At 35.5% G+C, this 14,690-nt stretch carries 16 protein-coding genes; 8 read left to right on the plus strand and 8 right to left on the minus strand.

Features of this window, described 5'->3' with window-relative positions; genetic code table 11:
* Positions 1–131: 131 nt before the first annotated feature.
* Genes pxpA through DZ858_RS11715 form a run of 3 tightly spaced genes read left to right on the plus strand, consistent with a single transcriptional unit; the run spans position 132 to position 2,447 of the window.
* Entirely contained in the window at positions 132–878 is a 747-nt protein-coding gene (gene pxpA, locus DZ858_RS11705; protein WP_117159852.1) for a 5-oxoprolinase subunit PxpA, read from the plus strand.
* On the plus strand, positions 875–1,600 hold the full coding sequence (gene pxpB, locus DZ858_RS11710; protein ID WP_117159853.1) for a 5-oxoprolinase subunit PxpB: 726 nt from the start codon (positions 875–877) through the stop codon (positions 1,598–1,600). The genes pxpA and pxpB overlap by 4 nt, the downstream gene beginning before the upstream one ends.
* On the plus strand, positions 1,593–2,447 hold the full coding sequence (locus DZ858_RS11715; protein WP_117159854.1) for a 5-oxoprolinase subunit C family protein: 855 nt from the start codon (positions 1,593–1,595) through the stop codon (positions 2,445–2,447). Before pxpB ends, DZ858_RS11715 begins: the two co-directional genes overlap by 8 nt.
* On the opposite strand, the gene DZ858_RS11720 is transcribed toward DZ858_RS11715, so the two are convergent.
* The 5 genes from DZ858_RS11720 to DZ858_RS11740 are packed head-to-tail and all read right to left on the minus strand — an operon-like array spanning position 2,442 to position 8,456.
* Complete coding sequence (locus tag DZ858_RS11720) at positions 2,442–5,051, minus strand: hypothetical protein (RefSeq protein WP_117159855.1); 2,610 nt, start codon at positions 5,049–5,051, stop codon at positions 2,442–2,444. The two genes, DZ858_RS11715 and DZ858_RS11720, sit on opposite strands and share 6 nt — an antisense overlap.
* A gap of 33 nt (positions 5,052–5,084) precedes the next feature.
* Positions 5,085–5,636, minus strand: coding sequence for a hypothetical protein (locus DZ858_RS11725; RefSeq protein WP_117159856.1), 552 nt, complete (start codon positions 5,634–5,636; stop codon positions 5,085–5,087).
* 54 nt (positions 5,637–5,690) lie between these two features.
* Complete coding sequence (locus DZ858_RS11730; protein WP_117159857.1) at positions 5,691–6,131, minus strand: phage tail protein; 441 nt, start codon at positions 6,129–6,131, stop codon at positions 5,691–5,693.
* 11 nt (positions 6,132–6,142) lie between these two features.
* Complete coding sequence (locus DZ858_RS11735; protein WP_117160428.1) at positions 6,143–7,573, minus strand: phage tail sheath family protein; 1,431 nt, start codon at positions 7,571–7,573, stop codon at positions 6,143–6,145.
* Between the two features lie 10 nt (positions 7,574–7,583).
* Complete coding sequence (locus DZ858_RS11740) at positions 7,584–8,456, minus strand: hypothetical protein (RefSeq protein WP_117159858.1); 873 nt, start codon at positions 8,454–8,456, stop codon at positions 7,584–7,586.
* A gap of 229 nt (positions 8,457–8,685) precedes the next feature.
* Here DZ858_RS11740 and DZ858_RS11745 point away from each other — a divergent pair, with 229 nt between their 5' ends.
* From DZ858_RS11745 to DZ858_RS11760, 4 genes are read left to right on the plus strand one after another with little or no spacing between them, the layout of a single operon-like run.
* Positions 8,686–9,042 carry a hypothetical protein gene (locus DZ858_RS11745; protein WP_117159859.1) on the plus strand — a complete coding sequence of 119 codons (357 nt, stop codon included), beginning with the start codon at positions 8,686–8,688 and terminating at the stop codon, positions 9,040–9,042.
* Positions 9,043–9,087: 45 nt separating this feature from the next.
* A complete protein-coding gene (locus DZ858_RS11750) occupies positions 9,088–9,768 on the plus strand; it encodes a hypothetical protein (protein WP_117159860.1) in 681 nt (226 codons plus the stop codon).
* Positions 9,741–10,517, plus strand: coding sequence for a sensor histidine kinase (locus DZ858_RS11755; protein ID WP_117159861.1), 777 nt, complete (start codon positions 9,741–9,743; stop codon positions 10,515–10,517). Before DZ858_RS11750 ends, DZ858_RS11755 begins: the two co-directional genes overlap by 28 nt.
* Positions 10,510–11,160 carry a response regulator gene (locus tag DZ858_RS11760; protein WP_117159862.1) on the plus strand — a complete coding sequence of 217 codons (651 nt, stop codon included), beginning with the start codon at positions 10,510–10,512 and terminating at the stop codon, positions 11,158–11,160. The genes DZ858_RS11755 and DZ858_RS11760 overlap by 8 nt, the downstream gene beginning before the upstream one ends.
* On the opposite strand, the gene DZ858_RS11765 is transcribed toward DZ858_RS11760, so the two are convergent.
* Positions 11,157–11,858, minus strand: coding sequence for an RluA family pseudouridine synthase (locus DZ858_RS11765; RefSeq protein WP_117159863.1), 702 nt, complete (start codon positions 11,856–11,858; stop codon positions 11,157–11,159). The genes DZ858_RS11760 and DZ858_RS11765 overlap by 4 nt on opposite strands.
* Positions 11,859–11,883: 25 nt before the next feature.
* On the minus strand, positions 11,884–12,702 hold the full coding sequence (gene panB / locus DZ858_RS11770; protein WP_117159864.1) for a 3-methyl-2-oxobutanoate hydroxymethyltransferase: 819 nt from the start codon (positions 12,700–12,702) through the stop codon (positions 11,884–11,886).
* Positions 12,703–12,772: 70 nt separating this feature from the next.
* Between panB and DZ858_RS11775 the strand changes: the two genes are divergently transcribed.
* Positions 12,773–13,231, plus strand: a complete 459-nt coding sequence (locus tag DZ858_RS11775; protein WP_117160429.1) for a nuclear transport factor 2 family protein — start codon at positions 12,773–12,775, stop codon at positions 13,229–13,231.
* Here DZ858_RS11775 and DZ858_RS11780 read toward each other — a convergent pair whose 3' ends face one another.
* Positions 13,232–14,656, minus strand: coding sequence for an L-serine ammonia-lyase (locus tag DZ858_RS11780; RefSeq protein ID WP_117159865.1), 1,425 nt, complete (start codon positions 14,654–14,656; stop codon positions 13,232–13,234).
* Positions 14,657–14,690 lie beyond the last annotated feature (34 nt).

Here is a 14,690-nt window from a genome sequence, read left to right on the forward strand (position 1 = left end):
GTTTATTATAGAATAAATCAATAGCTTAAGGTTTGATTTTTTTTTGAAAAACTCCTGTTTTTATAATTTAATAACGAATAACAAGCAAAGGAGGCTGAGCGTAGTCGAAACCCAAAAAAAGAACCAAAAACTTGAATAAAGAAACCAAACATATAGATATCAACGCAGACCTAGGCGAGGGCAGTGGATTTGACGAAGCCATCATGCCGTTAATCTCTTCGTGCAGTATTGCTTCTGGGGGGCATTTTGGAACAGAAAAAACAATGCGGACCACCATTCGGTTGGCGAAGCAACACAATGTGAAAATTGGAGCGCATCCCTCGTTTCCCGACAAGGATAACTTCGGAAGAAAGATTATCACGATGACAAAAAACGAGTTGACACAAACCGTTTTTAATCAACTGATTCAATTTTTTGCACTATGCGAAACCGAAGGAGCTACCATCAATCACGTAAAACTGCACGGCGCTTTGTATAATTATGCAGCGAAGGACGCCCCAACAGCCGATGCTGTAGTAGAAGCTATTTTGCAAACAAAAGTACGTCCTAAATTGTATGTACAACACAACTCGGTTTTGCATCGCAAAGCTGAAAATTTATTGCCGCTAGAGTTTGAGGCATTTATAGACAGACGTTATAACGAAGATCTCTCTTTGGTTCCCCGGAGTGAAGAGGGAGCGCTTATAGAAAGTACTAAAGACGCCTGGGAACAACTTTTTAAGATGGTTTCTGAAGGAAAAGTCAAAACCTCTACTGGAGTCAAAAAAACAATTACCGCCTCCACATATTGCATTCACGGTGACAATCAACATTCGATTGAAATTTTGCAACACATCCACAAACAGATGATGGTTAAAGGCTTAACTTTAGACCAATGAAACAACCAACCATAAAACCGTTTGGCGAACAAGCTATATTGATTGAGTGGAAACCTTCCGTTGACAATAAAACGTTGACAGCCGTTTTACAGGTTAAGCAGCTTGTTTTGCAAACCTATACAAAAGAAGTGTTTGAAACGGTGCCGGCATATAGCTCATTGGCAGTATTTTTAAAAAAAGAGGTACAACAGGACGATTTTATCAATCAACTATCACAAAAACTGAAAAAGATACCCAAAGCAGAATCGGCAATTTCTCGGGTATTACATATTCCGGTTTGCTATGATTCAAAATTTGCACTGGATATTGAAGACGTTGCAAAAACAAATAATTTAACTACTTCTGAAGTAATAGAACTTCATACAAAACCTACCTATAAAGTCTATTTTTTGGGGTTTCTACCCGGTTTTCCGTACTTAGGTGGCTTAGATAAACGCTTACAAACACCACGGAAACAAACGCCAAGGGAAATAATCGAAGCTGGATCTGTTGCGATTGGCGGATCGCAAACGGGGGTCTATACTACTTCTTCTCCTGGAGGTTGGAATATTATTGGTAAAAGTCCATTAAACTGTTTTTCAATTGAGAAAAATCCGCCCGCTTTATTAAAAGCTGGAGATTTTATAAAATTTATCCCAATTTCAAAAGACGAATATCGTAAAATTGAAGTAGAAGTCGACGTAGATATCTATACAATAGGAGAGGAGGCAAAAAATGGTTGAAGTATTAAAATCGGGTCTTTTTACAACCATACAGGACAAAGGAAGAACAGGCTACCGTAGGTTAGGCGTGCCCGTAAGCGGAGCGATGGACACTGTTTCAGCGGCTATGGCTAATAAACTTTTGGACAATTCAACCCAAGCTGCCGTTATGGAATTTACGATGATGGGCCCTAGGCTTCAATTTAAATCTCCCACGATTATAGCTATCTGCGGAGCTGGCTTTCATGCGAGAATTAATGATGTACGTATAGAATTAGATAAAGCTACTGAAATTTCTGAAAATGATGTGTTGAAAATTGATCATCCCGATTACGGAAACTATGGTTATCTGGCAGTTTTAGGTGGTTTTGAAGTTGAAATGGTATTAGGAAGCCGAAGCTTTTATAACAACATCACAAAAAAGAAACGATTGGAAAAAGGAGATGTGTTGAAATTTTCAACTACTTCTACTGAAAAAATAGTTAGACATGCCTCCTTTTCAATAGATGAACATCATTTTAACGATGATGCTATAGAAGTATATCCAGGACCCGAATTTGATTTGCTTCCGAAGAAATTTCAGAAAAAAATAATGGATACTACATTAAAAGTAGCATCGCAAAGCAATAGGATGGCGTACGTGGTGGAAGGTTTGGAAGACCTTTCAGTAAAAGAAATAATAACAGCTCCTGTACAACCGGGAACGGTACAACTGACGCCTTCAGGCAAATGTGTGGTGCTAATGCGCGATGCCCAGACCACCGGTGGTTATGCACGGATACTACAATTAAGTGAACAAGCTATTTGCAAACTTGCCCAAAAACGAGTTGGGGAAAGTGTGCACTTCAAATTAATCGAATTTTTATAATGACAATTGGGGCGCTTTGTTTTCTTCCACTTTTTTGGTGTTGATAATACTTTCAATTTCTTTAAACTGTTCGGTAAGTATCGGGTGTTTCAGTATTGCTTTCACATAATTAATACTGCTTTTGCTTAAATGGCGAGACAATGTTGGCTCATAATACTGCCAAGGCTCGAAGAAGGATTTATTTTGCTTTTCAGTAAGCGAAAGGATAAGGTTGTTCTCTTCAGAAAGAAATGTTTTAAGAGTGTTTTCAATGTTTGCTGAAAGTATAAATCCTTTTAAATGAGCTTCAATATCATTAAAAGTTACCTTATGCGGCATCATAATCTTGAAATACCGAATGGCACCATCGCTTGTTTTTTCAAGACTCGTAACGTAATCACTCAAATATCCGGGGATTTTATCAAGGTTTAAACCTGTTTCTAAATCGGCAATGATGTTATCTGTCTCATTTTCGTTGATGGCAATGTGATCAATGCTGTATTGTTTATTGAATTTCTTTATTAGATGATCTATATACAAGCTTTTACTGTTGATGATCTCTATATACGCAATCTGTTTGTCTCCCAGTACTTTTTTGTCACGGGCCAAATAGTTATGAACGTCCAGACACCCTAACAAGCCGCTATTGTCAATGGCACCAGCATCGATAAAATAGCCATAACCAGGGATTTTTGCTGCCGGGCTAAAAACTGGAAATCGGTTAGTGGTCGATACCGCTTGATAATAGGGTATAGTTTCATTGTTGGTAAGATCGGCCAGATTTATTGCAAAAGGAAATATTTCTTCAAAATTATTTTGCTTAACAGACCAAAGAATACCGCGACTACCTTGGGTCCCTGCTGTGTTCATTATCAATGAAGGAAAATAGCCATTTTTATTGAATGCCTCTTTCCAATAATCCCGAAATGAGGTTTTCGAGAGTTTATTACTGTTTACATCTTGAATTTCATTCTGATACTTACGCATAGCATAATATGGTCGGTCACGTAAGCCAAAACGTTGGCTAAAAGGCCATATTTTTCTATAGGAATCGAGCCCGAACGTAAGGGAAAGATCTAGAGAGGTGTAATTTTGTGCTGCCAGATGGTCAATCTTCTTTTGAATTTCTTCAAAATCAAGTCCGTTTTCTTTATACAATCCGGTATACAAGGCTAAACCCAAAGACCCGCCCGAAGCCCCAGAAAGCGCAATGGTCTGGTTTAGTAATTTACCTTCAGTATTTTTTTGAAGCATATTTACCACGTTGAGCGTCCAAACGTTGGCCTTAAGTCCGCCGCCATGAGAGGCAATAAAAAACAGCGTGTTGTCGTCTTTAGCTCGTAAACTATCAATAAAAACAGCTTCGGTAATTTCGGTTTTTGAGTTCTTAACTCGGTCAAGCTGGTGGGTTTTAACTTCTACCGGTGCAAAAAAAGTAATGATAAACAGGACGATAATAATTCCCAGAGCAATAAATATCCCTTTATATAAGCGTGCTCCGAAGAGATTCAACTTCTTGGTTACAAAAAAATATTTGCCCAAGCTTGCTACAATAAAATAGTAGAAATAGAAAAATGCCAGTAGTATTGGTATTCCATTAAGCAGCGACCAGCCTTTAATACTTGCAATGGTTGAAATAACAATGATGATTAGCGCAACCAAAAAATTAAGGTTGTATAAAACTAGATAATTCTCTGAGCGCTCCAAAAAAAGGATCTTTCCGATACAAAATTTAAATGGAGCCAATACTTTGGAAGTGCCCATTGCGTTGTGAATATGCGTTAATTTGGTTCGTAATAGCCTAAAAAACACATAATTGAACATAAAAGCATAGCTTGTAATGAGCAATAAAACAAACCCACCAGGGCTAAAGTTTCCAATTATTAACGTCAATAGCAGCAACAGAAGACATATAAAGGCTAAGATAACATACCAAACTCCTAATTTTCTATAAATTTTGGTTGTTTTATGCCTACTAGTTTGATGCTTTATTTTTAAAGCTACATCTTCCTTATCATCAAGTGTTTTTTTAAGGGAAGTAAATTTTTCCTTGTAAACAATATAAACAATCAAAGGAACAAGCAATAACAAATACATAGCGACCTTGACTGGTGCAAAGGGAAAGGAATCAAAAATCAAATTTGGTAAAAAACTACTGATTATAAAGTGAACCCAGACACAATGGATCAATATTCCGATGGAATACCGTAGGTAATTAGCCCAGTTGTCCGGTTTATAGTTAGATTCTGGGTTGGTGGTGAACACAAAAATGGGAAACTTCTTAAAAGGCCAAAAGGGTATTGGATTAGTTTTGTGCCAGTTGGTGTAATCTCTTGAGTCGTTTAAATCGGCGGCGTAATAGGTGTAAATAGGGTAGTGGGAGAGAACCAAAGCTAGGGCATTGATAAGAAAGAAACAAAGCAATAGGGAAAATTTACTGGTTTCCACCATATCAACCAACATAGTCAATGCCTGATCCATTTGAGTTAACAACAACAAGACAATTACAATGACAACTAGACTTAGAACAGCAGATTTAAAAAAGTTTTTAAAAGAGCGTATAAAGTGATTTACTCCGTTTACAAAACGGACAAAGATGGATGTCTTTTGTTTTTTTGCATTCATACGACAGCGGTAACTCGTTATTAAAGATACTGATTAATTGTAGTTAAAATGGGTTACACTCTTTTTTTTGTCACTACCGTTTACCGAAATAGAAGGGTTGAACAACCCTCTTTTTTCTGCTTTTATTTTGGATAAAATCACACCGAAATTAAGTATTTCAAAAACTGTTTTTTTAGAGTATTCTTTTGAAATTTCTTTAATTAATTTATGAAGTCCAAGCTGGAAATCTTCTAGATTTTCATGACAAAAAAACAGCATCCAAAAATATATTTTGTATTTTGATTCTCGTAATGATTTTGGGATCTTTAAAATATACATTTTGCTTGTTTTAGGCGTGTCTAAAAATTTAATTAATATATTTATAATATCTTGACTATCAATATTTTTAATTAAATTAATTAAAGTTTTAGTTTGATTAAATTTTAAATTGTTTTTTACATGGTTATCTTCTGTAATTACTATATTTTTAATGCTATTTTTACTTAAAAACGATGTGTTTTCAAGTGAGCACATATGTATTTTTGTTTGTAAGAAATACACTAATTCTTCTTCTATTTTGCTTGTATTTATTTCAGTTTTGACCATGATTTATTTTTGAGTTTTTTGAACTTATTTTTCTAATTTATTTAGCCTGAAAAACTAAACTAGTTTAAAATAATTATAGGCTAATTCTATGCTATCTATAACAAGACTGTTTTCTTTTTCTGTTTGTTTTTTTACGGTCCATTTTACCGGATATGCATGTATAATATTCCAAGCTAAAACAGATTCTTTTTCACCGTTTATTAGTTTAACTTTTAAATCGGTTGGAGAAAATTGATATTGATTAATTGCTTTTTTGCACCATTCAATCACTTTTGAATCTTTTAATAGACCTCCTTTTAATATAAGATTTGGAAAACGTGTTCGGGACGGAAAGGAATGTTTAAACTCTTTTTCTGGATTCTTAAGTAATTGTTCGATATCTATATTAACTGTAAGACCAGAAACCGACTTAAACTGTGCATTACATTTTTTTTCTTCATTTCCGAAGAAATCAACATCTAGGTAAAATTGTTTCTGTGTTATCGTATTGTCCATTATTTCAGTTGTTAATTTTGTTGCATCTTATATGTTAATCTCAAAACAATAAACTCTGCTGGTCGTGTAGGCGCGATGCCAATTTCAATTTTCAATAGGCCATCTAGTATGTCGCTTTGAGTCATGCTTTGCCCTAAGCCGATGTTGACAAAAAAGGCGTGGTCTGGGGTACTCCCACTTAAAGCGCCGTTTTGCCATTGGAGTGTTAAAAAATTTTCGATTATTGCCTTAATTTGTTGCCAAGTATTACTATTATTTGGCTCATTTAAGCAAGTATAAATCGCTCTGTTTATTGATGTTTCAACCATAATACCAAACCGGCTTACCGAAATATACCGCCACTCATTATCATTACTGGCCAAGGTTCGGGCACCCCAGACCAAAATGCCCTTTCCAGGAAATTGACGGATTGCATTTATCGATTTCCCTGAAGAATGAACATTAAGATTTTGCTGCTCAGCATCCGTTATATTTTGGGTGGGTTTTATAGATCCACTTACTGAAACATTTGCCGGAGCTTTCCATACACCTCTGTCGGCATCTACTCTTCCATAAATACCTGCCATAGCACTACTTGGTGGTAGGGTGACTGTTTCTTGATCCAGCTTGTTTTTTATGGTGTTGAATAAAGCGGTGTTTTCGTGGCTTCCTCCAATTTTTAAATCAGTAAGCGACAATCCGTTTAATGAACCAACGGATTGAACACCATTCTCGTCGATGTTTTCGTGTTGTATGGTTATATCAGCATCTTCAAAAGCATACGGAAGAAGAGTTTTTAGATACGGATAATATACAGCGCCGTATTTTAAAAGCTCGGTGTCACTTCCTAAGGAGTTGGTGTTACGTACTGTGGCCGGGTTGTTTGCGTAGGTATCTGCAATTACAAATCGATCTTTTAATTGCTTTGCTTGCTGTAATGCCTGGTGAATCACATCATAATAATTATCAGCAGTCGAAATGGCCAAAGCATCGGGAAATACTAATAATGTAGGTTCTTTGTAGTTTTCAACAGCATATAAACCATTCAAAAGTTGATTTTTTGAAATTGTTGTACTGTCATAATCTCCAACAGAAACTATATAACAGGATGTTCCTCCATTGGCGAAGAACTGTTGTAAAGCATAATACATTGTAAATGGACTTGGAGCAGTATTGTTGATGGTAATTTTTTGGTTTGACACTTGTGTGTTGCCATTATTGTTGATTGTATCGATAAGGGTTGCTACAATATTTTTTTCGTTTTGGGAGGTGCCAAAGAAATTTTCATACTCGTTAAGAGAAGATATTTTTGTGGGTGTGATGGTGAGATCTTGGTCATTTTTTTTAGCTTTTTTGGTATAGCCAATAAAAGCAGGGATTGCTGTTTCCACCTGTGCTATATATGACGGAGTGTATGAAACATTTCTTACTTGGATAATAGGGCGTTTGTAAGGCTTTTTCATATGTTCTTGCTTAATTGATATAGATTTCAGAAATTGTTTTAGTGACATTACCAAGCGGGTCTTTTTCAACAATGAGTCGGGTAGGGCAGGCTGGCGGTTGTTTCCGACTATCAAACATATACTCAACCCTGCCGTTTTTCACTAAAGGCAATTCGGTAGGTTCAGTTGAATGCAAAAGTGTATTGTTAAGTGCATTTTTATAATGCCAAATGGTTTTGCGGTTAACAAACTGTATTTTAAATATTTTCGACTCAATTTCCTGTTCCTCATTATTGTTAAGTAAGTTTCGTTTGTTGTTATTGTTGACTATGGTGTTATCGCCAGTCATGTCTAAGCAAATTACCCCAAACATACTTTCTTTTTCAGTCTCTGAAAACTCCTTGTTTATACCTTGCCACGTGGTTTCCGTTATCCTAAAGTTTGATAAGGAACGCTTTGTGTTTTCTAAGTCAATATAATGGAAGTCTTTACCTTCCGAAGCTGGTTTTTTATTTGAAAAGTAAAAAGGCACTTTTGGAATGGAGTTTACAACAGAGTAGTTTTCGAACAAAAAGTCGTTTATGTAAAGCAAAAAATTAAGTTTGATTTCCTCTTGAATGGGAATTGTCGGACTGTTTTTTTGTGTCTCTGTTTCAGTATCTTTAACTTGAATTAACACTGTAAAACCTGTTTTAGAAGGTTTATACATCATCTTATAGTTATTCATAATGTGGTACGTCTCTTCAGAAGGAACAATGTCAATAAATTCCCGGACATCATAATCTAAAAGCTGTTTCTTTTTCAGTTTTTCTGAAATATCAAATGGAACTAAACCATCATTTAAAAAATATTCATGATAGATGTTTACTTTGCATAGTGTTTTATATGTAAATGAAAAACTCATGATGTATTGTATTGTTGTAAAACAAATTTAGAATGTAACAGTCTATATTTCAATAGGTAAACAGCTTAAAAGACACAAGGTTTTTCTTTAAAAAAACAGGTGTATTCCTTGACCTAAGACAGGGAAAATCCTTTCTTTAAAAAGGGATTTTTCCTAATTAATACATTGAAAGCAGAAACAGAGCAAGAAATTTTATACATTGCTTTACTAACTAACCAAAATTATAAAGATGGCCAAACCAGCAAAATGTATTAGTGTTGATCAAGCAAGACAATTGCAGGATAATTGGGTAAGCACCAGAGCCCTAGAAATAGAACAGGCTCAAGGAAGTGTTGATACCCGTGAGTTTTTTTATACAGTTGATGAATTACAAGAATATTTAGATTACGTTAAAGATATGTCTAAAAAACAAAGGATTGATAATCCCGGAATTAGAATTTATTTTGCAGCTCATGATAGCAATTCAGATGATAAAGCAACTGTTTTTTTAGCTCCTACAGATGGCGATACCATGAATTCAAATAATAACTATAATATAGAAGCCTTAAACTCTAGTGGGGGAGGATGGCCACCAAAAAGTTATTAAATACTATTTTTTGTTTTGAAAGAATATTTATTCCAAATGTTGCCCATGTTACTTGTAGAGGCTATGGCAGCTGTTGCAGGACTAATTTTAATTAGAAACCGGAAAACAGATAAAGCAACTAAGTACTTTGTCTATTTCCTATGTTTTACGATTTTGCTTGAAATTACTGGTAATTATGCCCCGGTAGCTTATTATTCAGGTTATAAGCTATTCTCTTTTGTAGAAGGCACTGTTTTTGAAAATAATTATTGGCTATACAATATAAATTTAATAATAAGCTACACAATTTATATAAGTTATTTTAAGTGGCATTTAGATAACCTTGGTTTACGAAAATTCTTAAATGTAATATTGGTGCTTTTTATAATTACTAGTACACTTAATTTGCTATTTTCAGATGTCTATTTCGTTGCTTTTTCAGCCTTTACAAATGTAGTAGGGACTGTGTTAGTGTTACTGGCCATAAGTCTATATTATTATGAATTGTTGAATAGCGATGCCATTTTAAAGTTTGACAAGTCACTTCCTTTTTATATTTCCCTAGGAGCCATTTTATTACATTTGGTATTAACTCCAATATTTATTTACAGCCGATATTTCAGTTTGAGTGAAAGTCCAGAATTTGTAGAATTGTACAAAACCATACTCCTTTTTACAATCCTATTGGTATATTTACTTTATACTATCGGATTTTTTATATGTCTAAAGAAGAAAGGCTTCTCATAATATACTTTATTGCAATATTGGTGCTTACATTTGTTGTATTAATAGTATTCTTTATCGCATTTCAACGTCGAAAAAACAAATTGCTCCTACGCCAAGCCGAGCAAAAGCGGCAATTTGAGAATGAAATCTCAAAATCTAGAATTGAGATTCAAGAACAGACCCTTAAAAACATTGCATGGGAATTGCACGACAATATTGGCCAATTGCTTTCTGTAGCAAATATCCAATTGAATATGATATTGCCAACACTCCCTAAAGAACTCCATAATCAATTACTAGAGACCAAATCCGTTGTACAAGAAACCGTTACCGAAGTACGAAACCTTTCAAAAACCCTAAATAATGATGTTGTATATAAAAATGGATTAGTAGCATCATTAAAAGTTGAATTAGAGCGATTTAATCGTCTCGATTTTTTAAATGCAACTTTAAAGATAACCGGTAAAATAAAAGAACTAGATCGAACCAACGAAATAATAATTTTCCGAATCCTTCAAGAGTTTTCTACTAACGTATTAAAACACGCCCGAGCAACAGAATTATTTGTACATTTAAATTATACTGAAACCTTTCTCCAGATTGAAGCAAGAGATAACGGTATTGGCTTTGACATATCAGAGCAAAAAGGAAATTCAGGAATGGAAACTATGAAAAGCCGCGCAGAACTGTTAAAAGCTCAAATTTCGATAGATTCTAAAAAAGAAGAAGGAACAATTTTACGCTTAAATTACCCTTATAAAAATGAATAAAACAACTTTTCACAACATAGTAATCGTAGACGATCATTCCTTATTTGCCAGTTCATTAGAAAAGCTGGTAAACTCCTTTGAAGGGTTCAATGTACTCTATCATGCCAAGAATGGTAAAGACTTGCAGCAAAAACTAAAACAGTTCCCAGAGGTTCCTGAGCTAATTCTATTAGACCTCAATATGCCAGTAATGGATGGCTTTGAAACCATGCAATGGTTACATGAAAATCAAAAAAGCATTAAAGTGTTGGCACTTACTATGGAAGATGATGAAAGAAAAATACTTAAAATGTTGAGTATTGGTGCCAAAGGCTACTTACTAAAAGATATTCATCCCGATAAACTAAACGAGGCCTTAGTACAAACACTTAAAAAAGGATATTACCATTCAGAAAAAGTGGCTGAATCCCTGTTGCATTCCTTACACTCAGATGAAACCGAAAAACCAGCATTTAAAGAACGGGAAATTGATTTTATGAAGTTAGCTTGTAGTGAAATGACCTACAAAGAAATTGCTGATAAAATGAATTTGAGCCCAAAAACGATTGATGGCTATCGCCAAGAACTTTTCAATAAATTGAATATTAAAAATAGAGTGGGCTTGGTTATTTATGCTTTAAAAAATGAGATTACAAAAATTTAATCACAGGCTTTCCATAATGGATCTATAGGTAAAGGAGCAACAATGGTAAGTTTTTCTTTCTTAACGGGATGCACAAAGGTTAACTTCCTAGAGTGTAGGTGAATGCTCGCATCTTTATTGCTTCGATCAAAACCATATTTTAAATCACCTTTTATTGGGCTCCCTATTGCTGAAAGTTGTGAGCGTATTTGGTGATGACGCCCAGTTTCTAATTCTATTTCCAATAAAAAATAATTATCCAGCTTCTTTATAACCTGATAGTGAAGTATTCCTTTCTTGCTATCGGGCACTTCGTTTGTATGCGAATACGATTTGTTTTGCTTCGAATTTCGTTTTAAATAATGAGCCAGCCTATCTGAAGGTTTTGGTGGTTCATTTTTAACTAATGCCCAATATGTTTTTTCAGTTTCACGTTCAGCAAATAATTTATTTAAACGTGATAAAGCTTTTGATGTTCTTGCAAATACAACTACACCGCTAGTGGGGCGATCCAGTCTATGCACCACACCTAAATAAACAGCTCCTGGTTTATTGTATTTTTCGCCAATATACTCTTTAACCACTTCAGAAAGCGGTTTATCACCGGTTTTATCACCTTGAACAATATCACCTGCCCGTTTATTTACAATAAGCAGGTGATTGTCTTCAAATAAAACTTGTAAGTTATCTTTTGTAGATATGATTTTTTTTGAACTCAGAGGAATGTTCTTTTATAAATAAATACTAGTATTGCTCCTTATCACTAGGAAAATCACCGTTTTTTACATCATCAATGTAATTTTTAAAAGCGCCCGTCATTTCGGCATATAAATCTAAATACCGACGTAAAAACCGTGGATTGAACTCGTGTGTCATCCCGACCATATCGTGCGTAACCAAAACTTGTCCGTCAACGTTATTTCCGGCGCCTATTCCTATAATTGGGATGGTTAACTCCTTGGCAACTTCAGCAGCTAATTTGGCAGGAACTTTTTCAAGCACAATAGCAAAACAGCCAATTTTTTCCAATAACTTGGCATCTGCTTTTAGTTTTTCAGCTTCTTCGTCTTCTTTGGCGCGAACAGTATACGTTCCAAATTTATAGATGGACTGTGGAGTAAGCCCTAAATGGCCCATTACAGGAATTCCAGCATTTAAAATTCGTTTAACCGATTCTTTTATTTCTTTCCCACCTTCTAGTTTTACTGCGTGACCGCCGCTTTCTTTCATAATCCGAATGGCAGAGCGTAACGCTTCTTTAGGATCACTCTGGTAACTTCCGAAGGGAATATCAACAACAACCAGACTTCGTTCAATAGCTCTCACTACTGAGCTGGCGTGATAAATCATTTGGTCTAAGGTTATGGGTAAAGTGGTTTCGTGGCCTGCCATAACATTGGAGGCTGAATCACCTACCAGTATGACGTCTATGCCAGAACCATCCACAATTTTTGCCATAGTAAAGTCGTAGGCGGTGAGCATGGATATTTTTTCACCTTTCTTTTTCATGTCCACCAAGGTTTTAGTGGTTATACGTTTGTATTCTTTTTTTGCAATCGACATATTTTCTTATTGTAACAAATTAGACTATAAAAATACTAATTTTGATAACCAATCTCTTAATAATCTTATTATGACACGTTTTTTATTTGTTTTTAGTTTTTTATGTTCCTCGATTATTTTTGCGCAAGGCTCTTTTTCTGAAAAAGATGCACAACAAGTAATCGATACTTTTTTTGAAGGATTTCACGAAGGTGATACCGTAAAAATGAAATCGGTAATGGCTCCAGATATGATTATGCAAAGAGCTTTTACTGATAAAAATGGTGTTGGTAAAATAAGCACAGGGAATGCTTCAGATTTTATAATGTCGATTGCAAAACGTCCTGCAGATCAGAAGTGGGAGGAAAAAATCTTGGACTACAAAATAAATATAGATGGAAGTCTAGCGCATGTATGGACGCCTTATGAGTTTTGGTTTAATGAAGAATTCAGCCATTGTGGAGCCAATGCTTTTACATTGGCAAAGATAGATAATGGTTGGAAAATTATTCATATTATCGACTCCCGCCGAACAGCGGACTGCAACTAATTAACAGTCGCTCATATTTACACGTACAGCCAAGCCGCCTTCGCTGGTTTCTTTGTATTTGTTGCTCATATCTTTAGCAGTTTCCCACATCGTTTCAATAACCTTATCTAAGGGAACTTTTGCAGAAAGAGGATCACTATCAAGTGCCATCTCGCATGCGTTAATGGCTTTTATGGCTCCCATAGCGTTTCGTTCAATACAAGGTATTTGCACCAAACCGGCAATAGGGTCACAGGTTAGACCAAGATGATGTTCCATGGCTATTTCAGCGGCCATTAAACATTGCTCTGGAGTTCCACCCATTAATTCGGTTAAAGCTCCTGCTGCCATAGAAGAAGAAACGCCAATCTCTGCTTGACAACCACCCATTGCAGCCGAAATAGTAGCTCCTTTTTTAAACAGACTTCCAATTTCACCGGCAACTAACATAAATTTACGAATGTCCTTAAAATCAGCATCGTGGTTTTCAATAACCATATAATACATCATTACGGCAGGAATAACACCTGCACTTCCGTTTGTGGGTGCGGTAACTACTCTTCCTAACGAAGCATTTACTTCGTTAACAGAAAGTGCAAAACAGGAAACCCATTTCAGTATTTGCCTGAACTTTACTTCCGTACTTCTAATGGCTTCAATCCATTCTGTAGCGTTGTTATAGGTAACATCGCCTATTAGGTTTTTGTGCATATCGAAGGAGCGACGTTTTACATTGAGTCCGCCGGGTAATGTACCTTCCGTATGGCAACCCACATACATAGAATCCAGCATGACGTCCCATATTTTCTGAAGCCCTTCGTTTATTTCTTCTTCTGAACGAAGTGATTTTTCATTTTCCAGAACAATTTCACTAATGGATTTTCCTTCAGCTTTACAGTTAGAAAGTAATTCGACACCACTATGTACAGGAAACGGAAATTGTGCAAATTTCTGTTCCTTCATTTTTTTGTTCTTGCGTTCTTTCTTAATTACAAAACCACCACCAATAGAATAAAAAGTAGCCGTTTTTTTAGAGCCGTCCTTTAAATAAGCGTGGAAGGTGATGCCGTTAGGATGGAAATCTAAAAACTTTTTATTGAATTTAATATGTTCTTTTGGGTTGAAATCTATTTCTTTTTCATCATTCAACCTAAGTTTGTGGTTTGATGTGATAAAATCGATGGTTTCGTCAATTTTTTCAATAGGAAAGGTAACCGGGTCAAAACCACATAAACCGAGCATCGAGGCGACATCGGTTGCGTGACCTTTTCCGGTAAGAGAAAGAGAGCCGTACAAATTTACTTGTACTTTTTCCACTTGATCAAAATGACCTTTCTCAATCAATTCGTCTACCCAACGTTCTGCAGCACGCCAAGGCCCTAAAGTGTGCGAACTTGAAGGTCCCACACCAATTTTTAACATATCAAAAACACTTATACTTTCCATAGGCTCAAAATCTAAACACAAAGATAATTTTTCT

Source organism: Marixanthomonas ophiurae (assembly GCF_003413745.1).
Classification (GTDB): Bacteria; Bacteroidota; Bacteroidia; order Flavobacteriales; family Flavobacteriaceae; genus Marixanthomonas; species Marixanthomonas ophiurae.